Source organism: Kutzneria sp. CA-103260 (assembly GCF_018263855.1).
Lineage (GTDB): Bacteria > Actinomycetota > Actinomycetes > Mycobacteriales > Pseudonocardiaceae > Kutzneria.
Map to the genome: position 1 here is coordinate 9,006,628 of NZ_CP073318.1, position 26,232 is coordinate 9,032,859.

25 protein-coding genes are annotated in these 26,232 nt (G+C 70.3%); 17 read left to right on the forward strand and 8 right to left on the reverse strand.

What is annotated here, in order from left to right; genetic code table 11:
• Positions 1–56 precede the first annotated feature (56 nt).
• Positions 57–338, forward strand: coding sequence for a YciI family protein (locus JJ691_RS39930; RefSeq protein ID WP_211764666.1), 282 nt, complete (start codon positions 57–59; stop codon positions 336–338).
• A 141-nt stretch (positions 339–479) separates the two neighbouring features.
• Here the strand turns inward: JJ691_RS39930 and JJ691_RS39935 are convergent, their stop codons facing one another.
• Entirely contained in the window at positions 480–1,403 is a 924-nt protein-coding gene (locus tag JJ691_RS39935; protein ID WP_211764667.1) for an SDR family oxidoreductase, read from the reverse strand.
• 528 nt (positions 1,404–1,931) lie between these two features.
• Here JJ691_RS39935 and JJ691_RS39940 point away from each other — a divergent pair.
• From JJ691_RS39940 to fbaA, 3 genes are all read left to right on the forward strand, one after another.
• Positions 1,932–3,167: an MFS transporter gene (locus tag JJ691_RS39940; RefSeq protein ID WP_211764668.1), complete on the forward strand. Its 1,236-nt coding sequence runs from the start codon at positions 1,932–1,934 to the stop codon at positions 3,165–3,167.
• A gap of 272 nt (positions 3,168–3,439) precedes the next feature.
• Complete coding sequence (locus JJ691_RS39945) at positions 3,440–4,663, forward strand: GGDEF domain-containing protein (RefSeq protein WP_211764669.1); 1,224 nt, start codon at positions 3,440–3,442, stop codon at positions 4,661–4,663.
• A 131-nt stretch (positions 4,664–4,794) separates the two neighbouring features.
• Entirely contained in the window at positions 4,795–5,826 is a 1,032-nt protein-coding gene (gene fbaA / locus JJ691_RS39950; protein WP_211764670.1) for a class II fructose-bisphosphate aldolase, read from the forward strand.
• A 10-nt stretch (positions 5,827–5,836) separates the two neighbouring features.
• Here fbaA and JJ691_RS39955 read toward each other — a convergent pair whose 3' ends face one another.
• The gene (locus JJ691_RS39955; RefSeq protein ID WP_211764671.1) at positions 5,837–8,551 is read right to left on the reverse strand and encodes an AfsR/SARP family transcriptional regulator; all 2,715 of its coding nucleotides are present in this window, start codon (positions 8,549–8,551) and stop codon (positions 5,837–5,839) included.
• Positions 8,552–9,061: 510 nt separating this feature from the next.
• The gene (locus JJ691_RS39960; RefSeq protein WP_211764672.1) at positions 9,062–10,204 is read right to left on the reverse strand and encodes a hypothetical protein; all 1,143 of its coding nucleotides are present in this window, start codon (positions 10,202–10,204) and stop codon (positions 9,062–9,064) included.
• Between the two features lie 294 nt (positions 10,205–10,498).
• Between JJ691_RS39960 and JJ691_RS39965 the strand changes: the two genes are divergently transcribed.
• Together JJ691_RS39965 and JJ691_RS39970 are read left to right on the forward strand one after the other, a co-directional pair.
• Positions 10,499–10,915: a DUF3151 domain-containing protein gene (locus JJ691_RS39965; RefSeq protein ID WP_211764673.1), complete on the forward strand. Its 417-nt coding sequence runs from the start codon at positions 10,499–10,501 to the stop codon at positions 10,913–10,915.
• A 6-nt stretch (positions 10,916–10,921) separates the two neighbouring features.
• Positions 10,922–11,995, forward strand: coding sequence for an FUSC family protein (locus tag JJ691_RS39970; RefSeq protein WP_249227315.1), 1,074 nt, complete (start codon positions 10,922–10,924; stop codon positions 11,993–11,995).
• Between the two features lie 81 nt (positions 11,996–12,076).
• Here JJ691_RS39970 and JJ691_RS39975 read toward each other — a convergent pair whose 3' ends face one another.
• Both JJ691_RS39975 and JJ691_RS39980 read right to left on the reverse strand, forming a co-directional pair.
• The gene (locus JJ691_RS39975; protein WP_249227316.1) at positions 12,077–12,322 is read right to left on the reverse strand and encodes a hypothetical protein; all 246 of its coding nucleotides are present in this window, start codon (positions 12,320–12,322) and stop codon (positions 12,077–12,079) included.
• Positions 12,319–13,002 (reverse strand): hypothetical protein, encoded by a 684-nt coding sequence (locus tag JJ691_RS39980; RefSeq protein ID WP_211764674.1) that lies wholly within the window; start codon positions 13,000–13,002, stop codon positions 12,319–12,321. Before JJ691_RS39980 ends, JJ691_RS39975 begins: the two co-directional genes overlap by 4 nt.
• A 68-nt stretch (positions 13,003–13,070) precedes the next feature.
• Here JJ691_RS39980 and JJ691_RS39985 point away from each other — a divergent pair, with 68 nt between their 5' ends.
• Positions 13,071–14,360 carry an adenylosuccinate synthase gene (locus JJ691_RS39985; protein WP_211764675.1) on the forward strand — a complete coding sequence of 430 codons (1,290 nt, stop codon included), beginning with the start codon at positions 13,071–13,073 and terminating at the stop codon, positions 14,358–14,360.
• Between the two features lie 21 nt (positions 14,361–14,381).
• Here the strand turns inward: JJ691_RS39985 and JJ691_RS39990 are convergent, their stop codons facing one another.
• The gene (locus JJ691_RS39990) at positions 14,382–14,945 is read right to left on the reverse strand and encodes a Uma2 family endonuclease (protein WP_211764676.1); all 564 of its coding nucleotides are present in this window, start codon (positions 14,943–14,945) and stop codon (positions 14,382–14,384) included.
• Between the two features lie 3 nt (positions 14,946–14,948).
• Positions 14,949–16,478 (reverse strand): cation:proton antiporter, encoded by a 1,530-nt coding sequence (locus JJ691_RS39995; RefSeq protein WP_211764677.1) that lies wholly within the window; start codon positions 16,476–16,478, stop codon positions 14,949–14,951.
• A gap of 93 nt (positions 16,479–16,571) precedes the next feature.
• Here JJ691_RS39995 and JJ691_RS53480 point away from each other — a divergent pair, with 93 nt between their 5' ends.
• The 6 genes from JJ691_RS53480 (at position 16,572) to JJ691_RS40020 (ending at position 21,291) form a co-directional block, all read left to right on the forward strand.
• Positions 16,572–16,646 (forward strand): putative leader peptide, encoded by a 75-nt coding sequence (locus tag JJ691_RS53480; protein ID WP_376776002.1) that lies wholly within the window; start codon positions 16,572–16,574, stop codon positions 16,644–16,646.
• Between the two features lie 65 nt (positions 16,647–16,711).
• Positions 16,712–17,539 carry an ABC transporter permease gene (locus JJ691_RS40000; protein ID WP_249228335.1) on the forward strand — a complete coding sequence of 276 codons (828 nt, stop codon included), beginning with the start codon at positions 16,712–16,714 and terminating at the stop codon, positions 17,537–17,539.
• A complete protein-coding gene (locus JJ691_RS40005; protein WP_211764678.1) occupies positions 17,521–18,225 on the forward strand; it encodes an ABC transporter ATP-binding protein in 705 nt (234 codons plus the stop codon). Before JJ691_RS40000 ends, JJ691_RS40005 begins: the two co-directional genes overlap by 19 nt.
• A complete protein-coding gene (locus tag JJ691_RS40010; protein ID WP_211764679.1) occupies positions 18,212–19,174 on the forward strand; it encodes an ABC transporter substrate-binding protein in 963 nt (320 codons plus the stop codon). The genes JJ691_RS40005 and JJ691_RS40010 overlap by 14 nt, the downstream gene beginning before the upstream one ends.
• A gap of 2 nt (positions 19,175–19,176) precedes the next feature.
• Positions 19,177–20,313 (forward strand): LLM class flavin-dependent oxidoreductase, encoded by a 1,137-nt coding sequence (locus JJ691_RS40015; protein WP_211764680.1) that lies wholly within the window; start codon positions 19,177–19,179, stop codon positions 20,311–20,313.
• A gap of 69 nt (positions 20,314–20,382) precedes the next feature.
• Complete coding sequence (locus JJ691_RS40020; RefSeq protein ID WP_211764681.1) at positions 20,383–21,291, forward strand: zinc-binding dehydrogenase; 909 nt, start codon at positions 20,383–20,385, stop codon at positions 21,289–21,291.
• Positions 21,292–21,324: 33 nt separating this feature from the next.
• On the opposite strand, the gene JJ691_RS40025 is transcribed toward JJ691_RS40020, so the two are convergent.
• On the reverse strand, positions 21,325–22,575 hold the full coding sequence (locus JJ691_RS40025) for a cation:proton antiporter (RefSeq protein ID WP_249227317.1): 1,251 nt from the start codon (positions 22,573–22,575) through the stop codon (positions 21,325–21,327).
• 79 nt (positions 22,576–22,654) lie between these two features.
• Between JJ691_RS40025 and purD the strand changes: the two genes are divergently transcribed.
• The 4 genes from purD to JJ691_RS40045 all read left to right on the forward strand — a co-directional run bounded on the left by purD (position 22,655) and on the right by JJ691_RS40045 (position 26,230).
• Positions 22,655–23,914 carry a phosphoribosylamine--glycine ligase gene (gene purD, locus JJ691_RS40030; RefSeq protein WP_211764683.1) on the forward strand — a complete coding sequence of 420 codons (1,260 nt, stop codon included), beginning with the start codon at positions 22,655–22,657 and terminating at the stop codon, positions 23,912–23,914.
• A 108-nt stretch (positions 23,915–24,022) separates the two neighbouring features.
• Positions 24,023–24,433: a hypothetical protein gene (locus tag JJ691_RS40035; protein ID WP_211764684.1), complete on the forward strand. Its 411-nt coding sequence runs from the start codon at positions 24,023–24,025 to the stop codon at positions 24,431–24,433.
• A gap of 23 nt (positions 24,434–24,456) precedes the next feature.
• Positions 24,457–25,032, forward strand: a complete 576-nt coding sequence (locus tag JJ691_RS40040) for a DUF3558 domain-containing protein (protein ID WP_211764685.1) — start codon at positions 24,457–24,459, stop codon at positions 25,030–25,032.
• Between the two features lie 13 nt (positions 25,033–25,045).
• Positions 25,046–26,230 carry a hypothetical protein gene (locus JJ691_RS40045; protein WP_211764686.1) on the forward strand — a complete coding sequence of 395 codons (1,185 nt, stop codon included), beginning with the start codon at positions 25,046–25,048 and terminating at the stop codon, positions 26,228–26,230.
• The last annotated feature ends 2 nt before the right edge of the window (positions 26,231–26,232 follow it).

The window sequence follows — 26,232 nt, forward strand, 5'->3', positions numbered from 1 at the left end:
GAATACCCAACCGGTGGATTAGTTTGACTGTCGAACACCCACTAAGGAGGTACGTCGTGCCCAAGTTCGCGGTCGAGTACAGCTACATCGAGGACGTGCCGCGGCGGCACGCCGTCCGCCCCGCTCACCGCGACTACCTGGGCAAGCTCGCCGCCGAGGGCAAGGCGCTGGCCGCCGGCGCGTGGGCCGCGGACGACGGCGCGCTGCTGGTGTTCGAAGCCGCCGACGAGGCCGAAGTCAAGGGCTTCCTGGACAACGATCCGTACAAGGCGGCCGGTGTGATCTCCGCGACCCGGGTCACCGAGTGGACCCCGGTCCTCGGCTCCTGGGTCAGCTGACTGCGCGTTCGGCCGCCAACCCAGGAGAGCGCTCGGCCGCGCCGCTGCCTGGACCGTCGCCGGATTTCACCCGCCGCCACCGGACGCAACCCACCACCTGAGCCGATGCGGCGGGTTAAATCCGGCCAGGGAAGGCAGCGGTCACGAGCGGCCGAGCCGCGACGCCGAAGGCGGCGCCGAAAGCACAGCAGCGGCGCCGCCGGGGCCGACCGGCCGGGACGCCTCCGTGCCGCGGGCCTTGATGTCGTCCAGGGCCGCCTGGTCGGCGTCCTTCGCCCCCATCGCGGTGACCGGCAGTGACAGCTGGTTGACGATGCCGCGGAACAGCTTCAGGCCGCCGACCCAGCCCGGCACGTGGATCGCCGCGGCCCGCCGGTTCATGCCCAGCACCACGGCCTTGCCCACGTCGGACACCTGATAGGTGCGGCCCATCGGGCCGGGCAGCCGGCTGCGCATCTTGCCGAACACCGGGTGCTGGTCGGCGCTGTTGACCATGTCCGTGGCGATCCAGGAGAAGTAGGCCGTGCCCACGTCCACGCCCAGGTGGCGGACCTCGGCGCGCAGGCTGTCCGCGAACGCGTCGACGCCGGCCTTGCTCGCCGCGTAGGCCGCCATGCCGGGGGCGTGCGAGATGGCCGCCAGCGACGACACCACCAGGCAGTAGCCGCGGCTTTCGATCAGGTGCGGCAGGCAGACCCGCACGGTCCGCCACACGCCGAGCAGGTTGATCTCGATGGTCCGCTCGAAGGCCGCCGGGTCGATGGACCGGACGAAGCCGGTGGCCGCGATGCCGGCGTTGGCCATCACCACGTCGATGCGGCCGTAGCGGGCCACCACGCCGGCCGCCGCCGCCTCCAGCGCCGCCCAGTCGGTGACGTCGGCCTCCCAGGCGCCGGCCTCCGGGCCGCACTCCTTGGCGGTGGCCTCCAGCAGCTCACGCTCCAGGCCGACCAGGGCGACCTTGGCCCCCAGCGCGGACAGCCGCCGGGCCGTTTCGGCCCCGATCCCCCTGGCCGCGCCGGTGATCAGCACAACCTTGCCGGCCAGCGTGTTGTTCGTGCCCACGTGCGCCTCCTCAGGACGGCTTCCCCGAGCACGGTAACGCAACCTACCGTCAGTAAGCTACTGGCGAGTTCAATCAGCTGTCCCGGTCGGTGCGGACCGAACGGGCACCAGGTCGTGCCCCGAAGTCGCCCCCTTGATCCAGATAAGGGGCCACTGGTCGAGAACGGCGTTTCCCGCGGGCCGTTCGGTCGAAGAGGGCCGGCGTCAAGGTCGGATGTTCCGATCTTTCGCGGCATTCGAACACAGTCCTGAACCACCCCGTCCAGCCGGGGATGATCGGCCGGGCATGGCCGACTGACCCGAACTCTCGGTCACCCCTTTGCGGATCGCCGCTGCGACCGTACGATCACGGAAAGTCAACTGTGAATGACGCGATCGATATCTGAACGAGCTGGGTTGCCGGGATATCGCTGGCTACGGTGAGAGAGGAAGAGCCTGCCAGGGGTGACGGGCTGCCGGACCAATCGACAAGGAAACGAACTGTCTCCGCTACTGGGAGGGCGGGGTACGGGGGACGAGGGGCGCAAGTTGGAGGGGACCGGGCGCGCTGCCAGGTACCGGGATGTTTTCGCCAACGGCGAGTTCCGGGCCTTGTGGCTGGCCGAGCTCGTTTCCAGTGCCGGCGACCAGGTGGCTCGGGTCGCCCTGTCGGTGCTGGTCTACGTGCGGACGCAGTCCGCGGCGCTGACCGCGTTCACGTTCGCCCTGACCTTCCTGCCCGCCTTGCTCGGGCCGCTGCTCGCCGGTCTGGCCGACCGGTATCCGCGGCGCGAGGTCATGATTGTCTGCGATCTGTCCCGCGGCGCGGTGATGACCGTGATGGCGTTGCCGTTCGTTCCGCTATGGGCCATGTTTCCCCTTATTTTCGTCGCTCAACTGCTTAGTTCGCCGTCGAACGCGGCGCGCGGAGCCTTGTTGGCCGACGTTCTTGCGGGCGACATGCTCACGGTCGGTCAGGGCCTGCGGCAAATCGTCGGACAGATCGCCCAAGTGGGCGGCTTCGCCGTCGGCGGCTTCCTGACGACCCTGCTGACCCCTTACGGCTCACTCGCGGTGAATGCGGCGAGCTTCTTCGTGTCCGCCGCGGTCCTTTTCGTCGGCGTTCGTCACCGTCCGGCAGCGAATAGTGACGCTAAGTCGATATCACTTCTGGAGTCGACTCGTCGCGGAGCGCGACTGGTCTTTGCCGACCGGCAGCTGCGCACCCTTATCTGGATCATTTGGATGATCGGGCTGCCGGTCACCGCGGACGGTCTCGCCGTTCCGTTCGCTTCCCGGATCAGCGCGGATCCGACGGCCGGTAGTTGGTTGTTGGCGGCGTCCCCGGTCGGCGCCATCATCGGCGCCTTTCTGATCACCAAGCTCCAGCCGGCGGTTCGGCTGAAGCTCATGGCGCCGCTGGCCGGCCTGTCCGGACTGCCGCTGGTGCTCTGCGTGTGGCAGTCGAACCTGATCGTCGCGTGCGTGCTGTTCGCCCTGTCCGGGGCGGCGGCGTCCTACATGGTGGTGGCGCCCGCGACGTTCATCCAGCGCTCGCCGCAGGCCACCCGTGGCCAGGTCGTCGGGCTGATGACCTCGGGTTACATCGCGTCACAGGGCGTGTGTCTGGCGCTCGGCGGCGTGGTCGCCGACCGGCTGGGGCCCGGTGGGGCCCTGGGGGTGGCCGGCGCGGTCGCGCTGGTGCTGGGGGCGGTGCTGACCGTCGCCTGGCAGCGGGTCAACCTCGCGGAGGTGAGCCATGGACCTGCGGGAACCGCAGCTTAGGCGGGCCGGAAGTAACCGACCCGCCTACGGGGCCGACTACTCCCAGCTGCTGCGTCTCTTGGATACGGTCATGGGCGAGGCCCCCTCCCAGATCAACTCGGGACAAACTTCCGTGCACAGTCTGCACTTGCAATGCGGCCCATACCAGGGTCAGGACAAGGGTAGATGCCTATTCGTGCTCGAGCGCGACAGAGGGGACGACAATGGCGGGCAAAACAGCTAGGCAGATCATCGGTGAGCGCGGTTCACTGCTGACTGTTCCGGTGCGGGCCATGCGTTACCAGCTGTTGGTCGTCTTTCTCGCGCTCGGCGCCCTGGCGTGGTCGATGACCACCGCCACGGTCGAGCAGTCCCAGTGGCTGACCCTGGGGGTGCTCGTCCTCTGCGCGGTGGCGCACAACGAACTGGCCCGGGGCATCGAGCGGGGCCGCCGCGAGGTGTCCGGCCCCGGCCACGTCGACCTGTGCTCCGTGTGGCTGTTCGCCGGCGCGCTGCTGCTGCCGCTGCCGCTGGTCGGCCTGCTGCTGGTGCTCGTGTACGGGCACTACCAGTGGCGCAGCACCTTCATCGCGCTGCACCGGCGCATCTTCTCCATCGCCGTGCTGGTGCTGTCCGCGCTGGCTGCGCAGCAGGTGCTCGCCCTGATCGGCGGCCCCGGCCATCTGTTCGGCGCCTCGGTGAGCACCACGGTGGGCGTGATCCTGCTGGCCCTGGTCGTCTACACCAGCGTCGACGTCGCGCTGATCGCCACCCGCGTGCACCTCTACGGCGCGCCCGGCGTGACCGTGCGCAAGGTCTTCGGCGATCCCAGCAAGCACATGCTGGAGATCTCCACCCTGTTCTACGGCTCGCTGCTGGCCTTCGCCGTCGGCTACAGCCCGACGCTGGCGGTGCTGGCCTTCCCGCCGGTGCTGATGCTGCACCGCTCGGTGCTGCTCAAGCAGGTCGAGGAGAAGTCCCGCAAGGACAGCAAGACCGGCCTGTTCAACAGCGAGGGCTGGCACCGCAACGCCAACCGTGAGCGTTCTCGGGCGCTGCGCGCCAAGGAGGGCTTCGGCGTGCTGATGGTCGACCTGGACCACTTCAAGAAGGTCAACGACACCTACGGCCACGTGGCCGGGGACGCGGTGCTGAAGGCGGTCGCGGACGCCATCTCCGGCGAGGTGCGCGACTACGACTCGGTCGGCCGGTTCGGCGGCGAGGAGTTCGTGGTGCTGCTGCCGGGCATGGACGAGGACGACGGCATCGGCGTGGCCGAGCGGATCCGGCACGCGGTGACGCAGCTGGTCGTGGAGGCTCCGGTCGAAGGCCGCACGACCCTGATCCGAAACTTGTCGGCGTCGATCGGCGTCTCGACCTTCCCCGCCGCCGGCGACGACATCGAGCCGCTGCTGCTGGCCGCGGACGCCGCGCTCTACGAAGCGAAGAACACCGGGCGAAATCGCGTGGTCGGCTGGACCGGCCTACGCAAACCGGTGCTGGCCATCGCCGCCTGAAACCGGGCATGTCGCTCGGGCGACGCTGACTGTATCGTTCCAGCGGGCGGGTGCGCTCGGCGGTTCGCCGCCGGCGGGCCCCCTCGTAGGATGGTGCGCGGAAACGTCGAAATCCCGAGGAGTGACCACCGATGCCGATCGCGACCCCCGAGGTCTACGCCGAGATGCTGGACCGGGCGAAGGCGAACGAGTTCGCCTACCCGGCGATCAACGTGACCTCCTCGGAGACGTTGAACGCGGCGCTGCGCGGCTTCGCCGAGGCGGAGAGCGACGGCATCGTCCAGGTCTCCACCGGCGGCGCCGAGTTCCTGTCCGGCACCAAGGTCAAGGACATGGTCACCGGCGCGTCGGCGCTGGCCGAGTACGCGCACGTGGTGGCGGCCAAGTACCCGGTCAACATCGCGCTGCACACCGACCACTGCCCCAAGGACAAGCTGGACGGCTTCGTCCGCCCGCTGCTGGCGATCAGCCAGGAGCGCGTGGCCCGCGGCGAGAACCCGCTGTTCCAGTCGCACATGTGGGACGGCTCCGCGGTGCCGCTGGACGAGAACCTCAAGATCGCCGCCGAGCTGCTGGACCAGGCGGCCAAGGCCAACATCATTCTCGAGGTCGAGATCGGCGTGGTCGGCGGCGAGGAGGACGGCGTCGCCAACGAGATCAACGACAAGCTGTACACCACCAACGAGGACTTCCTGAAGACGCTGGACGCGCTCGGCGCCGGGGAGAAGGGCCGCTACCTGCTGGCCGCCACCTTCGGCAACGTGCACGGCGTCTACAAGCCGGGCAACGTCAAGCTGCGCCCCGAGGTCCTCAAGGCCGGCCAGGACGTGGTGGCCGACAAGCTGGGCAAGGCCGGCAGCAAGCCGTTCGACCTGGTCTTCCACGGCGGCTCCGGCTCGCTGCCCGAGGAGATCCAGGAGGCGGTCAGCTACGGCGTGGTGAAGATGAACATCGACACCGACACCCAGTACGCCTTCACCCGGCCGATCGTCGACCACTTCTTCAAGAACTACGACGGCCTGCTCAAGATCGACGGCGAGGTCGGCAACAAGAAGGTCTACGACCCGCGCAGCTACCTCAAGGCCGCCGAGGTCGGCATGGCCGCCCGCATCGCGCAGGCCGCCGAGCACCTCAAGTCCAGCGGTCGCATGATCGCCGGCTGAGTCCGGGTTCTCAGTCCCCGTCGAGCGCGTCCAGCAGCCGCTGGACGCGCTCGACGTCGTTTCGGCGGGCCTGCGCGGCATAGCTCTGCCGGGCTTCCAGCCAGGTCAGCCGGGCCGCGTCCCGGTTGCCCATCCGCTGGCTGATCAGCCCGAGGTGCACCTGGATGTTGGGCTCCTCGTAGATGTTGCCCATCTGGCGGATCAGGGTGAGGGCATGCAGGAAGTACCCCTGCGCCGCCTCGTCGTCGCCCAGTGAGTAGGCGATGAAGCCCAGGCTGTCGTACAGCCCGTAGACCACCTCGGGATTGAGGTCCCGGGCCAGCTCCACCGCCTGTTCGCAGCTCTGCCGTGCTTGCTCGTACTGGCCCAGCCGGGCCTGGTAGTAGCCGACCGCGTTGAGGGCCTTGAACGAGATCGCCCAGCTGCCGACCTGCCGGAACAACGCCAGCCCGCGCTTCGCGGCGGCCAGCGCCGCCTCGTCGTCGCCGCTGCGCTCCCAGTACCAGGCCAACGTGTGGAACGCGTGCGCGCGCTCGTACGGATCGTCGTTCTCGGCGGCGAGCGTCAGCTGCTCCAGCGCCTCCGGATACGTGCCGACGCGCGTCAGGGCACGACCGAGGAAACGGCGGGCGATCAGGACGTGCTCGCCGATCGCCTCGGTGGCGGTCAACGCCGCCCGCCAGAACGCGAGATCCTCGGTCAGCCGGCTGCGCCGCCAGTGGTAGCTGTTCATCGACCAGGCCAGCCCCCAGACCGCCCGGTGTCGCTCCTGCTGCACGGCGTTGCGCATCGTCGCGACCAGATTGGCGTACTCGGCGTCGAACCAGGCCGTCGCCGCCTTGTGGTCGGCCAGCGTGAGCGGCTGCGCGCCAGGCTCGGGTGGCAGCAGCTGGATCGGCTGGGCGTGCTGCTCGTACAGCCTCAGCTCGCCGCAGTGCGCGGTGTGCAGGTAGAAGTCCAGCAGCCGGGTGATCGCCGCCCGGCGCACGGGTCCGGGCATGCCCCGTTCGGCGGCGTAGAGCCGGACCAGGTCGTGCATCCGGTAGCGGCCGGGGACGTGCTCGCTGACCAGGTGCGAGTTCTCCAGTTCCCGCAACAGGTTCCGCACCCGCTGCGCGGGCAGCCCGGTCAGCGACGCCGCGGCCGGCAGGCTGATGTCCGGCCCGGTCGTCAGGCCCAGCAGGCCGAAGACCTCGGCGGCGGCGCTGCCCAGGGCGTTGTAGGAGCACGCGAACACGGCGCGCAGGTTGGCCGACAACTCGCCCGCGTCCAGCGCGTCCAGCCGAGCGTCGGAAAGCTCGGCGGCCAGTGTGGCCAGCGGGAAGTCCGGGTGGATGGCCGCCCGGGCCGCGACGATGTTGAGCGCCAACGGAAGTCCGGCGCAGAGGCGGACGAGGTCGGCGACCGCCGCCGGCTCGGCCAGCACGCGCCGCGTGCTCAGGTGGGCCGTCAGCAGCTCGTACGCCTCGTGATCGCTGAGCACGTCCAGCGCCAGGTGGGTCGCCTGATGGGAGATGAGCAGGCCGCTGAGCTGGTTGCGGCTGGTCACCATCACCGTGCAGGTGGCACTGCCGGGCAGCAGCGGCGCCACCTGGTTCGAGTCCGACGCGTTGTCCAGCACGATCAGCATTCGCTTGTCCGCCACCAGACTGCGGTACAGCGCGGCCTGTGCCTCCGGCTCGGCCGGCACGGCCACAGACGTCACGCCGAACGCCTCCAACAAGCCGCGGACCGCGCTGTCGGTACGCATCGGCGGGCCTGCGGGGTCGAAGCCGCGCAGGTTCACGAACAGCTGGCCGTCCGGGAAGCGGTCGATCCGGTCGTGGGCCCAGCGCAGCACCAGGGAGGTCTTGCCGAAGCCGCCGCCGGCGGAGATCACGGCGATGGCCGGCTGGCGGTCGAGCAGCTGGTCGAGGGCGTCGAGTTCGGCGGCCCGACCGACGAAGCCGCCCACCGGCGGCGGCAGCTGGCGGGGCAGCGGCTGGCGGGTGGTGAGGGCGGCCAGCGCGGGGTCGCCGGCCAGCACCTGCCGGTGCAGCTCCAGGAGTTCGGGACCGGGGTCGATGCCGAGTTCGTCGGCGAGCACGGCGCGCACGTCCTGGAACGCCTGCAGCGCCTCGGCCTGGCGGCCGGAGCGGTACAGGGCGGTGATCAGCTGGGCCCAGAACCGCTCCCGCAGGGGGTTACGCGCGGTGAAGTCACGCAGCTCCCCGATGATCCCGTTGTGCCGGCCGAGGCCCAGTTCGACGTCGAAGCGCAGCTCCGCGGCGGACAGCAGCTGCTCGGTGAGTCGGGGGACCACTTCCCGCCGCAGCGTCTCGGACTGGACATCGGCCAGCGGGTCTCCGCGCCACAGTGAGAGGGCATCGGTGAGAAGCTTCGCGGCCATTTCCGGTTCGCTGCCGCGAGCCTGCTCGACCAGCTGGCGGAACCGCCCGACATCGAGTTCGGACTCGTCGACGGCGATCAGGTAACCGTCGGAAGCAGTGACGATCGGTGATGTTCCGGCGACCCCGCGCAAAGCGTTTCGCAGTCGCATCACATAGTTCTGCACGGTGGTGCGGGCGCCGGCGGTCGGGTGTTCCTCCCACACGTTGCGCACCAGCTCGTCGAGCGAAACGACCTGGTTGGCGTGCATGAGCAGGACGGCGAGCAGGGTGCGCTGGCGGGCCGCGCCGACCGTGACCGCGACGCCGTTGTAGCCGACTTCCAACGGTCCCAGCACTCGGTAATCGAAGCCTGAAGCCATGACCCCCCGTTCATCGCTGACCTCGCAGTGTAATGCCGGAGGGGCGAATTCGGCGGGTGATATCGGTGCTGATCACCGTCGGCCGGAGAAATCCGTTTGGACACGGCGTTGTGGATCCGGGAACGGGTGGCCGCCGGCAAATCCGGCTACGGCGGGCCGGCTGCCGCGGGGGTGGCTCGACGGCGTTCCGAGGGCGGAAACCGGGTGGCTGGGCGGCTCGGCGCGGCGGCGCTCAGCGGCGCGGGCCGGTCACGACGGCTGGACACGAGGAGTGATCGATCTTGCCGATCCGGCTGGCTGCCCCGGCGCCCCGAACGCCAGAGCAGCCAGCCGGATGTGCGCGGCGGACTCCTCCCCAGGCCCCGCCGAACGTCCACAGTGGAAGCTGGTCCGCCGTGGTCCCCCTCGCACCACAGATCCTGTCGTGTCCGGCGGCGGTCGTGAATAGGTAATGGCCCCCATTTCGGAGCCGGGGGAAACCCTGGCTCAGGCCCTCAGGGTCTGAGCCGGCGCGGCCTTCGCAGCGGTCAGTCGCGGGGTCAGGGCGGTGGCGGCGAGCCAGAGGGCGGCCAGCACGGCGGCGCTGATCGGGACGGTCCAGCCGGCCTGCGGCGGGGCGGCCAGCAGCACGGACTGCCCGAACAACAGCGCGTAGCTCACGGCCGTGACGGCGATGGCCCCGACGAACGGCCGCAGCCACCGGGACACCGGCAGCAGGAACACGAGATCCACGGCCACGCCGGCGCCGAGCAGGAAGAACGGCACCGCCGACGGCGGGAAGGTCGTCGCCGTCAGCACGAGCCACAGCACCGAGCGGAAGCCCACGTACAGACCGGCCATGGCGGTCGCGGTCCAGCGCCGGCCGACGATCTGCCGGCCGAGGGCGAACAGCAGCACACAGACACCCAGGCCCCACACCGGGTACACCCAGTCCGGCATCGGCAGCGAGAAGTGCGCGATGCCGGCTCGGCCGATCGGCTGGTGGATCTGGTCCGAAGCGAACTGCAGCAGTTCCTGGTTGGCGTAGGGGTGCCCGGGATTCGCGTCCCACGACGCGATCTCCAGCACGCCGTACTCCTGCTGCTCGTTGGGGAACCAGAAGTCCTCGAACACCAGCGTCAGCAACACGACCAGGCCCGGCGCGAACCAGCGGCCGCGGACCGCGTTGCGGTGCCAGCCGAGGGCGACGCCGATCAGCATGCCGGCGGTGCCGATGAACAGCAGCGAGTGCGACGGGCTCCAGGTGGTGATGTCCAACCCGTTCACGGTGTGGTTGACCACGTCGATCGGGATGGCGATCAGGAAAAGCCCCGTGCCCCACTGCATCCAGCGCAGCGTGGTCTTGTCCGCGCCGTAACCGGTGTAGGTGTGGAACAGCACCAGGGCCACCGCGATGCCGGTGCCGACGGTGTTCAGGTCGTGCGGCGGCGCGAGGTTGTCGCGAATGGTCCAGAAGTGCCAGGAGATGTCCCACGAGCCGCCGAGCAGCTTCAGCGCCAGGGCGACGAACCACCAGCCGTACATGATCGAGACCAGCTCGGCCGGGGTCTGCCGGCCGGCGGTGCCGCGGGTCCAGTACAGCGTCCACAGGTCGCGCACGCGTGCCACGGACCAGCCCTTGGTGCTCATGCCAGCGAGCATGGTCGTTCGTTCACGTCGATTCCACCGTTTCGACCGAACCGAGATCAGGCGCATACCACCCGATCGAGTGGGTGACGCGCGTTGCTCCGACGGGGGTGAGTGGGCAATGTCACCGGTCTAACCGAGTACGGGAGTGATCAGAAGTGAACAAGCGTGTCATCGCTGGTGTTGTGGTCACCGCGCTGGTGTTGGTGGCCGGCGGGGCCATCGTCCGGCTCATGCTGAGCTGATTCCCTGCGTTGGATTTTTTTGGAGGAGCTGTGGGTCGGGCACGATAAGGCCATGAGCCTGAACGACAACCTGCTCGGCCCCGGCCCCACCCTGCTGCCCGACCGCCCCGAGCTCCAGGCGCGGCTCGAGGACGGCGCCGACCCGGCGGCCGTCGCGCGCACCGCCCCGGACTTCAGCGAGGCGTGGGCGGCGCTCGCCGAGCGCGCGCTGGCCGACGGCGACGCCATCGCCGCGTACGCCTACGCCCGCACCGGCTACCACCGCGGCCTGGACCAGTTGCGCCGCAACGGCTGGAAGGGCTTCGGCCCGGTGCCGTGGTCGCACCGCCCCAACCAGGGTTTCCTGCGTGCGCTGGCCGCGCTGGCCAAGGCCGCCGGCGAGATCGGTGAGACCGAGGAGTACGACCGCTGCCGCACCTTCCTCGCCGAGAGCGACCCGCAGGCGCCCGCCGCGCTCGGCCTGGCCTGATCTGACGTGTTCGAACGGCTGCGGGCGCAGCTGCGCCGCCGGCTGCGGCGGTTGCAGCGGATGGCCCTGCCCATCGCCCAGGCCGGGATGGCGGCCGGCGGCGCGTGGCTGGTCTCCGCCGACCTGGTCGGCCACGCCCGGCCGTTCTTCGCGCCGACGGCCGCCGTCACCTGCATCGGCGTCGCGCTCGGCCAGAAGCTGCGCCGGGTCATCGAGCTGGTGGTCGGGGTCAGCGTCGGGGTCGGCGTCGGCGACCTGCTGATCTCCCGGATCGGCTCCGGCACCTGGCAGATCGTGCTGGTGGTGCTGCTGGCCATGGCCGCCGCCGTGCTGCTCGACGGCGGGGCGGTGATCGCGCTGCAGTCGGGCACCTCGGCCGTGCTGGTGGCCACCCTGCTGCCACCGTCCGCCGGCGGCGGCTTCGACCGGATGACCGACGCCCTGATCGGCGGCGGCATGGGCCTGATCGCCATCGCCCTGTTCCCACCCAATCCGCTGACCCTGGCCCACCGGCACGGCCGGGTGGTGCTGGGCGAGCTGGCCGGCGTGCTGCGGGCCATCGCCGCGGCCGTGCCGGACCGGGACACCGTCGCCGCCGCGGCCGCGCTGAGCCGGGCACGGGCCAGCCAGAAGGCCATCGACGAGTTCAAGACCGCCCTGGTCACCAGCGCCGAGGTCGCCACCATCGCCCCGCTGCGCTGGCGCAACCGGAGCGAGCTGGACCGCTACCGCAGCGCCTCCGGGCCCATCGACCTCGCCGTCCGCAACACCCGGGTGCTGGCCCGGCGGGCCTTGGCCGTGCTGCGGGACGACGAGGAGCCGCCGGCCAAGCTGCCCGATGTGCTGGCGGGCCTGGCCAACGCCGTCGACGTCCTCCGGGACGAGCTGGCCCGTGGCGTCGATCCCGTGCGCACCCGGGCCCTGCTGCGCACCACCGCCGACGAGAGCGACCACCTGCTGACCGCCGACGACTTCTCGGTGCGGGTGATGGTCGCCCAGCTCCGCTCCATCGTCGTCGACCTGCTCGTGGCCAGCGGCGTCAGCCGCACCGACGCCCTAGCAGCCCTCCCCCCACTCTGACCATTTGTCAATCCCTTGACGCTTGGAAAGGACCATTCCTCTCGTCCAACGAGCGGAATTGCGCTTTCACGCAGGTCGAGATCAGCCCTCCGGGCGGTTGAGCACCCCCAGCAGGGCGTGGTGCACCGCCTCGTGGTCCTTGTCGTTCACGAGCTGGCAGTCGGCGGCCGAGAGCCGGTACCACTCGTCCGCGCCCTCGTAGCGGACCTCCACGGTCACCGTGCCCCCGGCCAGCGTCGTGCGCAGCTCCAGGTCGCCGGTGACCACGCCGACGTCGTCGGTCATCACGCCGCCGGGCCCGGCCTTGAACAGAGACGTGAGCGTCACAGCAAACCCCTCGCCAGCCGCAGGTCGTCGGTGTTGCGGTACCAGGTCCACTTGGTCACCGGGCGCGGGTGCGGCACGCCGTCCAGCTCCACGATCGCCGGCACACAGCCGATCTGGCAGGCCCGGCCGGTGGCCGCCGAGGTCCGCTTCACCAGCAGCGTCCGCCGCGTCACCTGGACGAGCAGGCCGGCGCCCCGGTCCGGGTCCGGACTGACCGTAATGCGGCTGGCCTGGCCGCGCAGCACCACCGATTCGTCGCAGTAGGCCATGCCCCGAACCGGGCCGATCACGCCCCGGCCGACCAGCACGCCGCCGCTGTCATCGCGCAGCAGCGGCACCGGGTCCGGTTGCCCTTCGAGGGCAATGTCCAGTGCCCTACCGGCGTCGAGTGGCAGATCCCACAGCGAGGCCACCGTCGAGCCCGCCTCGGTCGGCACATAACCGACCGTCACCTCGGCCAGCCGCTCGGTCCGCAGCAGCCGGAGGGTGACCGCGGCCAGGTCGGCGTCCCCGCCGATCACCACCAGCCGCCGTCCGTCCAGGCCCTTGACCAGGTGATCCACATCGTCCTTGCCGGGGCGGGCCGGCACCGGGCACAGCTCCACATCGTCACGGTCGGCAAGAGCTGGTGACTGAGCGTGACCTGCGTCCTTTCCGCAGGCCAGCACTAGTGCACCCATCGCTTCCTCCTGGTCTACAGTCGTGCACCGGCATTCGGCCTTTAGTCGTCTAGCACGGGGAGTCTCACATGCCTGCCATCGTCCTCATCGGCGCCCAGTGGGGCGACGAAGGCAAGGGCAAGGCCACCGACCTGCTCGGTGACCGCATCCAGTGGGTCGTGCGGTACCAGGGCGGCAACAACGCCGGCCACACCGTCGTGCTCCCCGACGGGCAGAACTTCGCCCTGCACCTGATCCCCTCCGGCATCCTCACGCCCGGCGTGCACAACGTGATCGGCAACGGCGTGGTCGTCGACCCCGGCGTGCTGCTGGAGGAGCTGGCCGGGCTGGAGGCCCGCGGCGTGGACACCAGCAAGCTGCTGATCTCCGCTGACGCGCACCTGATCATGCCGTACCACGTGGCCATCGATAAGGTCAGCGAGCGCTACCTGGGCAAGGCCAAGATCGGCACCACCGGCCGCGGCATCGGGCCGGCCTACCAGGACAAGGTGTCCCGGGTCGGCGTCCGGGTGCAGGACCTGCTGGACGAGAAGATCCTGCGGCAGAAGGTCGAGGCCGCGCTGGACTTCAAGAACCAGCTGCTGGTCAAGGTGTACAACCGCAAGGCCATCGACCCCGAGCAGGTCGTCGACGACGTGCTCAAGCACGCCGGCGACTTCGAGCACCGCATCTCCGACACGCGGCTGCTGCTCAACCAGGCGCTGGACCGCGGTGAGAACGTGCTGCTGGAGGGCTCCCAGGGCACGCTGCTGGACGTCGACCACGGCACCTATCCGTTCGTCACCTCGTCCAACCCGACCTCCGGCGGCGCCTCCGCCGGCTCCGGTATCGGGCCCACCCGGATCACCACCGTCATCGGCATCCTCAAGGCCTACACCACCCGCGTCGGCTCCGGGCCGTTCCCCACCGAGCTGCACGACGAGATGGGCGAGCGGCTGCGCAAGACCGGCGGCGAGTTCGGCGTCACCACCGGCCGCTCCCGCCGCACCGGCTGGTTCGACGCCGTCATCGCCCGCTACGCCGCGCGGGTCAACGGCATCACCGACTACTTCCTCACCAAGCTCGACGTGCTCTCCGGCCACGAGAAGGTGCCGGTCTGCGTCGCCTACGAAGTGGACGGTCAGCGGGTCGACGAGATGCCCATGACCCAGACCGACGTGCACCACGCCGTGCCGGTCTACGAGGAGCTGCCCGGCTGGTTCGAGGACATCAGCCACTGCCGCACCTTCGAGGAGCTGCCGGCCAACGCCCGCGCCTACGTCGAGTACCTCGAGTCCATCGCCGGCGCCCGCATCTCGGCCATCGGCGTCGGCCCCGGCCGCGAGCAGACCATCGTCCGCCACCAGTTCGTCAGCTGACGGTCGGTCCTGCGGCTGGGCTCAGAGCAACCGGTCCAGCCGCAGGACCACCGGGAACGGCATGTCGGTGGTGAACTCGCCGGTCACGGCATCACGGTCCTGGTATCCGAAGTCCCCGGCGAGGTGGCACTCGACCAGCGACACCGGTTCCGTGATATCGACGATCCAGTAGTTCGGGATGCCGGCGTCGGCGTACTCCAGGTGCTTGGCCCGCCGGTCCAGGCGCGACGAATCGGCCGTCGCGATCTCTATCGCCACCAGGACATCCTGGGCGCAGAGCAGGTCGCGCTTGAGCGCGTCGCGCCGGAAGACCACCACGTCCGGCCGGCGTGAATTGCCCGGCCGGTCCGGTGCCGACAGCTCCAGGTCAATGTCGACAGCGTGAACGACCGCGAGTTCCGGAGGCACTTGGTCGTGCAGCTGAGACATGAGCTCGCTGGTCGCGAAGGCGTGGTCGACACCGGGGGTGGGTGTCAGCAGCAGCCGGCCGTCGACCAGTTCGGTGTAGCCGGTGTTCGTCTCGCCGAGGGCGATGTATTCGGCGATGGTGTAGAGCTTTCGCGGTAGGTCGAGCAGGTCCGTCACGTGCTACAACCTAGACCGCCACGTGCCCGTGAGCATTGCCTCTTCCAGGTCGAGTTCGCGCATCACCTTGCGCATGACCTCGTCGTCGAGGCGGCCGGCGGAGCGCTCGGCGACGAGGACTTCCCGTTGCCGGGCCAGCATTTCCCGGCGGACGCGGGTGATCGCGCCCTCCTGGGACGGGTCCTGGTCGATGATGCGGTCGCGCATCTGCATCATCTGGTGCATGCGCTGGCCGAAGACCTTTCGTTGCTCCACGGGGATCTCGGCCGGCACGAGTTCGGACAGCATGGCCTTCGCGGCCTTGGCGGCGACCTTGCGGGCGCGCTGCTCCTGGGCGGTGTCCTCGGGCTGCTGCAGCTTGAGCGCCCGGATCAGCCACGGCAGCGAGATCCCTTGCAGCAGCAGGGTTCCGACGGTGATCACGAACGCGGCGAACTGGACGTAGGCCCAGCCGGGCGTGCTCTCGGGGATACCGGCCGCGGCGGCCAGTGTGACGACGCCGCGCATGCCGGTCCAGGACAGCACCGCGCTGATCTTCCAGGACGGCCGGCGCCGGCGGCGGATCAGGCGCAGCAGGATGTTGCGGCCGAAGACGAACGCGATCCGCACGACAATGACCACGGCGAGCAGGACCAGCGCCGTGGGCAGCACATCGATGCTGGAGATTCCCTTGAGCACGAACGGAAGTTCCAGGCCGATCAGGCCGAACACCAGGGACTCCAGCAGAACGTCCACAGTGGTCCAGACTGACTGCTCCTGCAGCCGGGTGGCGAAACCGGCCTTCGGGGAGTTGTGCCCGAGGTAGAGCCCGGCGGCGACCACGGCCAGCACGCCGGAGCCCTGCAGCTCCTCGGCGACCAGGTAGGCGGCGAACGGAACCACCATGCCCACCACGGATTCCAGCACGGTGTCGTCCATGTGGGTCCGCGCGAAGTGGGCGGCGACGCCGATGACCAGACCGATGGCGATGCCGACCACCACGGCGATGACAAACGTCGACAGCTGAGAGAACAGGCCGGTGCTGGCCCCGGCGACACCGGCCAGCGCCACCTTGTACAGGGTCAGCGCGGACGCGTCGTTGACCAGGGATTCCCCGACCAGCACGGTCATCGCGCCCCGGGGCAGCCCGAGCTTGCGGCCGATGGCCACGGCCGCGACGGCGTCGGGCGGCGCGACCACGGCCCCGAGCAGCAGCGCCACCTCCCACGGCAGCTCGGGCATCAGCAGGTGCGCCACGAAGCCCACGACGAACGCGGTGATCACCACGAGCACCACGCCGAGCTGGATGATCGGGTCGGCGACCGCCTTGAAGTTCAGGTACGAGCTGTCCAGGGAGGCCGAGTACAGCAGCGGCGGCAGCACCACGCCGAGCAGGATGTGCGGATCCAGTTGGTAGCCGCCGGCCCCGGGCAGGAACGAGATCGCCAGCCCGACCACCACCAGCAGCAGCGGAGCCGGCAGGTCGCGCCGGCGGGCGAACGCGGTGACCGCGATCGAGCCGACGACCAGCAGCAGCAACTGGGCTCCGTGCATGCGAAAACCTCCCTGTCCGACGGACTCCCAGGATCCGGGACCCTGGCCGACCAGCGTTGACACACCGCTGACGGCTCGCCAAGACTCCCACGCATGGGTGAACGACTGGTCGCACGTATCCACGTGGACCTCCGCCGGCAGGCCAGCGCGGTCTGTCCGGTTCGCTGACTTCTTCTCACCGGCTGAGAAAGCCTCACCTTCGCGCGCCCACCCCCGTCGGAGGAATCGTGTCGATTCCCGTCCTGGCCGCCGACCGCACGCACGACGTGTCCTCGGCCGCCGCCACCCCCCAACGCAGATCCCGCCGCCGTCCGCTGTCCGGACTGTGGCGCTGGGCCAGCCCGGTCGGCCTGCTGCTGGCCTGGCAGTTGGCCAGCAGCACCGGGATCCTGCCCGACGACAAGCTCTCGTCGCCGGCCAAGGTGCTGGCCGCCGGCCTCGACCTGGCCACGTCCGGGCAGCTCGGCGACGCTTTCGTGGTGTCGCTGCGCCGGGTGCTGATCGGCGTCGCAGTCGGCGCGGTGATCGCGCTCGCGCTGGGTCTGGTCGCCGGCCTGTCCCGCTGGGGCGCGGTGCTGGTCGATCCGCCCGTGCAGATGCTGCGCACACTGCCGTTCCTCGGCCTGATCCCGCTGTTCATCATCTGGTTCGGCATCGGCGAGGAGCCCAAGATCGCCCTGGTCGCCCTGGGGTTCGCCTTTCCCTTGTACCTCAATGTGTACGCCGGCATCCGGGACACCGACCCGCAGCTGCTGGAGGCGACCGCGGTGCTGGGCTTCACCCGCTGGGAGCGGCTGGCCCACGTGGTGCTGCCGGCCGCGCTACCGCAGGCGCTGGTCGGCCTGCGGCAGGGCCTCGGCGTGGCCTGGCTGTCGCTGATCGTCGGCGAGCAGATCAATGCCGACGCCGGCCTCGGCTACTTGATCAACAACGCCCGGGATTTCCTGCGTACGGACCAGGTTGTGGTCGGCCTGGTGGTGTACGCCGCGCTGGGCCTGGCCACCGACGCGCTGGTCCGCGCGCTGGAGAGGAGAGCGCTCAGATGGCGCAACGCACGGTGACCGTACGCGGCCTGGTCCGGCAGTTCGGACCGCGCCGCGTGCTCGACGACCTGGACCTTGTTGTCCAGCAAGGGGAATTCGTCGCGCTGCTGGGCCGCAGCGGCTCCGGCAAGTCGACGCTGCTCCGCATTCTGGCCGGCCTCGACCGGGAGGCCGACGGCGAGATCTCCGTCAACGGGACCGTTTCCGTTGCCTTCCAGCAGCCGCGGCTGCTGCCGTGGCGGCGCGTCTGGCGCAACGTTTCCCTTGGCCTGCACGGAGTCGACGGCCGCGAGGTCGCCGAGAAGGCCCTGTCCGAGGTGCAGCTCACCGATCACGCACAGGCCTGGCCGCTGACGCTGTCCGGCGGTGAGGCGCAGCGCGTCTCCTTGGCCCGGGCGCTGGTCCGCGAGCCCGACCTGCTGCTGCTCGACGAGCCGTTCGGCGCGCTGGACGCGTTGACCCGACTGGCCATGCACCGGCTGGTCGACGACCTGTGGCAGCGGCACCGCCCGGCGGTGCTGCTGGTCACCCACGACATCGACGAGGCGCTGGCGCTCGCCGACCGGGTTCTCGTGCTGGACGAGGGCCGGATCATCGCCGAGCACACGCCGCCCGCCGGCCGGCCGCGCCGGCACGCCGACCTGACCGACCTGCGGGCCCGGGTGCTCGCCGACCTGGGAGTAGCCACCGATGAAGCTGCGTAAGGCCCTGTTACCGCTGTTGGCCGTGTCCGTGCTGGCACTGGCCGGCTGCGGCGGCGCGTCGGCCGCGTCCGGCCAGGTGGTGCTCAAGGTCGGCGACCAGAAGGGCGGTTCGCAGGCGCTGCTGCAGGCCGCCGGGCTGCTGGACGGCACCTCGTACAAGATCGAGTGGTCCACCTTCACCTCCGGCCCGCCGCTGCTGGAGGCGGCCAACGCCGGGGCGATCGACATCGGCGCGGTCGGCAACACGCCGCCGATCTTCTCGGCCGCGGCCAACGCCAAGATCACCATCGTGCAGGCCGGCCAGCACACCGGGCCGGGCGACGCGATCCTGGTGCCGGACGACTCGCCGATCAAGGATCCCCAGCAGCTCAGGGGCAAGACCATCGCGGTGGCGCAGGGCAGCTCGGCCCACGGTCAGCTGCTGACCGTGCTCAACAAGTTCGGCATCGCGGTGTCCGACGTGAAGATCAACTACTTGCAGCCCTCGGACGCCTACGCCGCCTTCACCCAGCACCGCGTGGACGCCTGGGCGATCTGGGATCCCTACACCTCGCAGGCCCTGCTGCAGGCCCACGCCCGGTCTATCGTCAACGGCAGCAGCGGCACCGCCAACGGCTACTCGTTCCAGGTGGCCGCCACCAGCGCGCTGGGCGACACGGCCAAGGTCGCCGCGATCAAGGACTACCTGGCCCGGTTGGCCAAGGCCCAGAAGTGGTCCGACTCGCACAAGGACGCCTGGGCCACCGCGTGGTCGCAGGTCACCGGGCTGGACCCGAACGTGGCCAAGGCGTCGGTGAACGACGGCGCGACGCTGCCGATTCCGTTGGACGACAAGGTGATCGCCTCCGAGCAGCAGCTGGCCGACGCGTTCACCACCGCGAAGGTCATCCCCGGCAAGGTCGCGTTCGCCGGCTTCGTGAACAAGCAGTACGAGAGCACGGGGAGCTGACGATGAGCGTTGTCCTGCACTGGTTCCTGCCCACCTCGGGCGATGGCCGCACCATCGTCGACCGGTTCCACGGCTCCCAGGAGGCCGGCGCGCCGGCCCAGCGCGGCCCGGACATCGACTATCTGGCCCAGATCGCCCGCGCCGCCGAACAGCTCGGCTTCGTCGGCGTGCTCACGCCGACCGGCACCTGGTGCGAGGACGCCTGGCTGACCACGGCCGCCCTGATCGCCCAGACCGAGCGGCTGAAGTTCCTGGTCGCGTTCCGGCCCGGCACGGTGTCGCCGACGCTGGCCGCCCAGATGGCCGCCACCTACCAGCGCATCTCCCGGGGCCGGCTGCTGCTCAACGTGGTCACCGGCGGCGACGCGATCGAGCAGCAGCGCTTCGGCGACTGGCTGGAGCACGACCAGCGCTACGCCCGCACCGACGAGTTCCTGGCCATCGTGCGCAAGCTGTGGAGCGGCGCTCCGGTCGACTTCGACGGGCAGCACCTGCGCATCGCCGGCGGGCTGGTGCCGACGCCGCCGGACCCGTTGCCGCAGGTCTACTTCGGTGGCTCCTCCGCGGCCGCCCTGCCCGTCGCCGCGCGGCATGTGGACGTGTACCTGACCTGGGGCGAGCCGCCGGCCCAGGTGGCCGAGAAGATCGCCAGGGTGCGGGAGTTGGCCGAGGCAGGAGGTCGCACGCTGCGGTTCGGCATCCGCCTGCACACGATCAGCCGGGACAGCTCGCGCGAGGCGTGGGCCGAGGCCGACCGGCTCGTCGCGGCGATCGACCCGGCCACCCTGGCCCGGGCCCAGTCGCAGCTGGGGACCAGCCAGTCCGTCGGCCAGCAGCGGATGGTCGCCCTGCACGGCGGCCGGCTGGACAAGCTGGAGATCTACCCCAACCTGTGGGCCGGCATCGGGCTGGTCCGCGGCGGCGCCGGCACCGCGCTGGTCGGCAGCCACCAGGAGGTGGCCGACCGGATCGAGGAGTACCACTCGCTCGGCGTCGAGGAGTTCATCTTCTCCGGCTACCCGCACCTGGAGGAGGCCTACTGGTTCGGCGAGGGCGTGCGGCCGGAGTTGGTCCGGCGCGGTCTGATCGACGACACCGTGTCCAGTTCAGCTCGCCGCGAACTGGTTCCCGCGCTGTAGTGGAAATACGGACCACTGGTCCGAGCGTTGGTCCCCTGCGACAGCAGTCGAACGACATGGGGTGTTCAAATGCGCGCACTGCTCGTGGACTCGTCCGCGAAGGCCGGCTTCCGCCTCGGTGAGGTCGCCGATCCGACACCGGCGCCCAACCAGGTGCTCGTCGAGGTGAAGGCGATCTCCCTGAACTACGGCGACGCCTCCGGCGGCTACAGCGTCGAGGACGGCAAGGTCAACGGCTGGGATGCCGCGGGCGTGGTGGTCAAGGCGGCCGCCGACGGCAGCGGGCCCGAGGTCGGCGCACGCGTGGTGACCTTCGGCTTCGGCGGTGGCGGGTGGGCGCAGCTGCGCGCCGTCGACACCGCTGAGCTGGCTGTGCTGCCCGACAACGTCGACTTCGCCCAGGCCGCCGCGCTTCCGGTGGCCGCGGTGACTGCCCTGCGTGCCCTGCGTCGATTCGGCTCCGTGCTCGGCCGTCGGGTACTCATCACCGGTGCGGCCGGCGGCGTCGGCCGCTTCGGTGTGCAGCTGGCCGCGCAGTCCGGTGCGCACGTGATCGCCTCGGTCGGCAGCGCCGGGCGCGGCGACGGACTCAAGGAGCTCGGCGCGGCGGAAGTCATTGTCGGCGTTGAAGGTCTGGCAGGTCCGCTGCACGGCGTGCTGGACAACGTTGGCGGCCCGAACCAGGTCGTGGCCTACGGCCTGCTCACCGAGGACGGCTCGATCCAGTCCATCGGCGCCACCTCCGGTGAGCCGGCCGTGTACCCGCCGTACTCGACCGTCGGCCCGCACGGCCGGGTCGAGGGCTTCATGATGGGCGGCGGCCTCGGCGAGGACCTCGCGTACGTGTCCTCGCTGGTTGGCGCGGGCAAGCTCGACGTGGAGATCGGCTACCAGGGCAGCTGGGAGAACTTCGAGGACGCCATCGCCGCGCTGCTCGGCCGCAAGGTCGTCGGCAAGGCCGTGCTGGACGTCTCCTGAGACTGCGCCGATCGGGCCTTCGGGGGGCCGCGCTCACTCCCGGGTGAGCGCGGCCTCTTCCAGGTCCAGTTCCCGTTGCACCCGGTGGAAAAGCTCGTCGTCGATGTCGCGAGCGTCGCGCGCCGCCAGGAACACCTCCCGCTCCGTCATCAACATGCTCAGCCGCAGGCGTTTCCAGCGCGTGCCCGGACCCTCGTCCACGGACTGTGCCACGGTGTCGGCCCGGTGCTCGGCCATCGTCCGCAGCCGGGCGATCACCCGCTCCGGCACGTTGCCATCGCTGGCCTGCTCCAGGCGGGCGATGGCGGCCCGGGCCGCGTCGGACTTCACCCGTGCCTCGGCCTCGCTGTCAGAACTCGCGTCGTCACTGGGCACCTTGAGCAACCGGATCAAGCCCGGCAGCGAAAGTCCTTGCACCATCAGGGTTCCCACCGTGACGACAAACGTGCACAGTACGATCACGTCCCAGCCGGGCATGTCCAGCGGCAGCGCCGAGGCAGCCGCCAGCGACACCACGCCGCGCATGCCGGTCCAGGCCACGATGAACACGCCCTGTGGTGTCGGGAACTCCTCCCGTGCGCGGATCTTCGGCGACAGCAGACGTGGCAGGTACGTGCCCGGATACACCCACACGATCCGGATGACCATCGCCGCCAGCAACACCAATAGCGCGGAGCCGAACAGTGGCCAGGTCGCGCCGCTGTCGGCCAGCACGAAGCGCAGCTGCAAGCCGATCAGCCCGAACACCCACGACTCCAGCAGTAGGTCCACCGCACGCCATACCGCCGTTTCCTGCAACCGGGTCGCGTAACCGGCGCGCGGCGCGTTGTGGCCCAGGTACAGGCCCGTGAGCAAGGTCATGATCCGCCGCGGCAGGCCCAGCTTGCGGCCGATCGCCACCGCCGCCACCGCGTCCGGCGGAGCCACGAGCGCCCCCAGCACCAGCGCCGCCGGCAGCGGCAGCGCCGGGATCGCCAGGTGCGCCACCAGGCCGACGCCCAGCGTCGTGGCCAGCACCAGGCCGATCGCCAGCAGCCCGATCGGCCGGATGTTGCGGCGGATGTTGACGTAGGAGCTGTCCAGAGCCGAGGAGTAGAGCAGCGGTGGCAGCACGATCACCAGCACCAGCTCGGGCTCCAGCCGGAAGTCCGGCATGCCCGGCACGAACGACACCGCCAGGCCCACCGCCACCAGCAGCAGCGGCGCCGGCCAGTCCAGCCGGCGGGCCACCGCCGTCACCGCCAGCGAGCCGGCCAGCAGCAGGAGAATCTGCACACCTTGCACTGCGGGGAGCGTATTCGGGGCGGGGCGATTCGTGGCTCTGGTGTTTCCGGCCCGAGCGGCTCGTCTAGGCTGTTCGGTCGTGCGCGTCCTCGTCATCGGGTCTGGTGCCCGGGAGCATGCCCTGTTGCTGGCGCTGGCCAAAGACCCGGCCGTGACCGCGTTGGCCTGCGCCCCCGGCAACGCCGGCACCTCAGCCGTGTCCGAGACGTACGGTGTCGACCTCACCGACCCGACCGGCGTGGCCGCCCTGGCCAAGGAGTGGAACGCCGACCTGGTGGTGATCGGGCCCGAGGTGCCGCTGGTCGCCGGGGCCGCCGACCCCGTCCGGGACGCCGGCATCCCGTGCTTCGGGCCGTCCAAGGAGGCCGCCCGGATCGAGGGCTCCAAGGCCTTCGCCAAGGACGTCATGCTCGCCGCCGACGTGCCGACCGCCCGTAGCGAGATCGTCGACACCCCCGCCCGGCTCGACGCCGCGCTGCACCGGTTCGGGCCCACCTGGGTCGTCAAGGACGACGGGCTGGCCGCCGGCAAGGGCGTGGTCGTCACCAAGGACTACGACGTCGCCCGGGCCCATGCCATGCACCTGCTCGACGGTGGGCACCCCGTGTTGCTCGAGTCCTTCCTCGACGGTCCCGAGGCCTCTCTGTTCTGCGTCGTCGACGGCTCCACCGTCGTGCCGCTGCTGCCCGCCCAGGACTTCAAGCGCGTCGGCGACAACGACGCCGGGCCCAACACCGGCGGCATGGGCGCGTACAGCCCGCTGCCCTGGGCCCCCGCCGACCTCGTCGACGACGTCGTCGCCCGCATCGTGCAGCCCGTCGTCGACGAGCTCGCCGCCCGGGGCGCTACCTTCTCCGGCCTCCTCTACTGCGGCCTGGCCCTGACCTCTGATGGTCCCCAGGTCATCGAGTTCAACTGCCGGTTCGGCGACCCCGAGACCCAGGCCGTGCTCGCCCTGCTCAAGACCCCCATCGCCGGCCTGTTCCTGGCCGCCGCCGAGGGCCGCCTGGCCACGCACCCCGCCCTCGAGTGGGAGGACGGCGCCGCCGTCACCGTCGTCATCGCCGCCGAGGGCTACCCCGGCCGGCCCCGCACCGGCGACGTCATCACCGGCGCCGAGCTCGACGGCGTCCTCCACGCCGGCACCCGCCGCCGCGACGACGGCGCCGTCGTCTCCTCCGGCGGCCGTGTGCTCTCCGTGGTCGGCACCGGCCCCACCCTCGCCGCCGCCCGCGCCGAGGCCTACCGCCTGGTCGACCGCGTCGAACTCACCGGCTCCCACCACCGCTCCGACATCGCCCTCAAGGCCGTCGACGGCGACGTCCACATCCCCTCGTAGGGGAACCGTCCCGCCCCCGCCCGCGTCGAACACAGGCACGGCACACACCATCGTTGGTAGCCTGCGAACCGGGTCCGACTAGTCACGAAGCGTGCGGGGGCGGTCTTCATGGAAAAGGCGGAACAGGTCGGCGCCGACCTCGGCCTCATCGGCGCCATCACGGCCCCGTTCGCCGGCGTGCAGAGCGAGTACGCCGGCATCAGCGGCGGCCAGATCACGGTCAACCACGACACCGTGCTGCAAGCCGGCAAGATCATCCACGACCAGTGGCAGCAACTGCTCGAGATCACTCTGCCCAAACTGCAGGACATGCAGCTCGGAGTGCTCGGCCAGGACCTGGTCAGCCAGGCCGCCACGGGTGAGTGGGCCAAGATTCTGGTCAGCAACGACGACTCGTACAGCAAGCGGATCGCGCAGTACATCGACGGCCTCGGGAAGTTGGCGGATCAGCTGAAGACCGCCGCGCAGCAGTACGGGTTCACCGAGGAAGAGATCACCGCCGCGTTTGGAGACAAGTAGTGCGAGCTGGCACCCGCATCGGCGTGGCCACCGTCCTGGTGACCCTGGTGGCGACCGGCTGCACGTCGCAGGATCCAGGCACCCCCGGCCCCACGTCGGGCGGATCAGCGACCACCCCGTCGGCGTCCATTCCGCCGCGTCCGAAAAACCTGAACGCGGCGAACGTCGACCCCTGCACCTTGATCACCGACAGCCAGGTCGGGCAGCTCAATGCCAAGGCGGGCAAACCGGGGCCCGGCGAACCCGCTTCAGGGACCACGTCGAGCTGTTCGTACCAGGTCTCGCAGCCCGTGCCGTACACGATCAATGTGCGAATCGAGCCGAAGCGCGGTATCGATTACTGGCTGACCTACACGGGGACCTGGCAGGACCGACAGACCACGGTGTCGTCCTACCCCGCAGTGCAGATCATCTCCAAGGGTGAGGACTGGAATGGTGCCGACGGCACGCTCTGTCGGACGCTGGTGAGCATCGCCGATGGGCAGGAGCTGTCCGCGGGAACACTTCCCTCCAACCGGGACCTGAGCATGACACAGCTGTGCGATGTGTCGAAGCAAGCGGCGACATTGGCGTTGGCGACGTTGCAGGCGAAGAACTAAGGCGGAGGCGACCATGGGGCAACTGGGCGACATCCGGTTCGACGGCTTCTCCAACGGGCAGCTCGCCGACCAGGTCAACAAGCTCAAGCAAGGGCAGGGTGCCGCCGCGTTGCAGCCGGTCATGGACGTGCTGCACGGCGTCGCTCAGGATCTTGTGGCGACGAATGACATCCTGCACACGCAGCTCGGCAAGCTCGGGATCGACTGGCAGAGCGTGGCCGGGCAGGGCGCGACGAACACCATGAACTCGACCGTGAACTACGGCGACGACTCGCAGTACAACATCACTGGCACGAACAATGCGTTGACCACGCAGGCGGATTCGCACACGGTGGCACAGAGTGCGCCGGCGCCGTCGACGGATACGCAGAAGAGCTTTGTCGACAATGCCGCGGGGTTCTTCGGATACCAGACCGACCACTCCAAGGAAGTTGAGCAGGCGCAGGCGGACCGGGATCAGGCGATCCAGCAGCTGAACGCCTACCAGTCGAACTCCCAGGACGCGATTGCCAGCACAGTACCGATGAGTGCGCCGCCGACGATTGGGCTGACGGCGCAGCCGGTGCAGGGGACGTCGGTCAATCAGGTCGGCGGCCTGCCCACCAGCGGGGGCGGATACGGCCCGGGTGGCAGCGGTTACCCCGGTGGCAGCTACTCCCAGGTGGGAGGCCCGGGTGGCGGTGGGTACGCGCCGCCGGGGTCGGTGCCGGGGGGCGGTGCGGGCGGAGTGCCGGGGCCGGGTGGCGTGTCGGGCGTGGGCCCGGGCATGGGCCGGCTGCCGGGGGCGATGCCGCCGGCGGCAGCGGCAGGTGGGCTGCTGGCGGAGGAAGTGGGCCTGGGCGCGGCGCTGGCCGGCGGGGCCGGAGCGGTGGCGGCGGGCGCCAGGAGCGGCAACCCGAACACGATCGTGCGGGGCGGCGGGACGAACGCGGCGCCGGGCGAGAAGGCGAACACGCCGAGCAAGGCGAGTGCCACGGCGGGGGCGATCGACGAGGAGCAGGCGGCGCAGGCGAGGGCGGCGGAAAGGATCGCGCCGGGCAAGCCGGGGGCGTCGATGATGCAGCCGGGGGCGGCCGGCGGCCGGGGCAAGAAGGAAGAGGACAGCGAGCACGACCGGAAGTACACGGTCGAGGAGGATCTGTTCGGCGAGCAGCGGATGGTGGCGCCGACGGTGCTCGGCGAGGACCCGGACGCGTAGCC

Excerpts from the sequence above, each read along its gene's own strand:
- JJ691_RS40020 (WP_211764681.1), top strand. The coding sequence starts at position 20,383 with ATGCGCGCACTGCTCGTGGACTCGTCCGCGAAGGCCGGCTTCCGCCTC.
- fbaA (WP_211764670.1), top strand. The coding sequence starts at position 4,795 with ATGCCGATCGCGACCCCCGAGGTCTACGCCGAGATGCTGGACCGGGCG.
- JJ691_RS39945 (WP_211764669.1), top strand. The coding sequence starts at position 3,440 with ATGCGTTACCAGCTGTTGGTCGTCTTTCTCGCGCTCGGCGCCCTGGCG.
- JJ691_RS40015 (WP_211764680.1), top strand. The coding sequence starts at position 19,177 with ATGAGCGTTGTCCTGCACTGGTTCCTGCCCACCTCGGGCGATGGCCGC.
- JJ691_RS40005 (WP_211764678.1), top strand. The coding sequence starts at position 17,521 with ATGGCGCAACGCACGGTGACCGTACGCGGCCTGGTCCGGCAGTTCGGA.
- JJ691_RS40010 (WP_211764679.1), top strand. The coding sequence starts at position 18,212 with ATGAAGCTGCGTAAGGCCCTGTTACCGCTGTTGGCCGTGTCCGTGCTG.
- JJ691_RS39980 (WP_211764674.1), bottom strand. The coding sequence starts at position 13,002 with ATGGGTGCACTAGTGCTGGCCTGCGGAAAGGACGCAGGTCACGCTCAG.
- JJ691_RS40045 (WP_211764686.1), top strand. The coding sequence starts at position 25,046 with ATGGGGCAACTGGGCGACATCCGGTTCGACGGCTTCTCCAACGGGCAG.
- JJ691_RS40035 (WP_211764684.1), top strand. The coding sequence starts at position 24,023 with ATGGAAAAGGCGGAACAGGTCGGCGCCGACCTCGGCCTCATCGGCGCC.
- JJ691_RS39965 (WP_211764673.1), top strand. The coding sequence starts at position 10,499 with ATGAGCCTGAACGACAACCTGCTCGGCCCCGGCCCCACCCTGCTGCCC.
- JJ691_RS39985 (WP_211764675.1), top strand. The coding sequence starts at position 13,071 with ATGCCTGCCATCGTCCTCATCGGCGCCCAGTGGGGCGACGAAGGCAAG.
- JJ691_RS39960 (WP_211764672.1), bottom strand. The coding sequence starts at position 10,204 with ATGAGCACCAAGGGCTGGTCCGTGGCACGCGTGCGCGACCTGTGGACG.
- JJ691_RS39995 (WP_211764677.1), bottom strand. The coding sequence starts at position 16,478 with ATGCACGGAGCCCAGTTGCTGCTGCTGGTCGTCGGCTCGATCGCGGTC.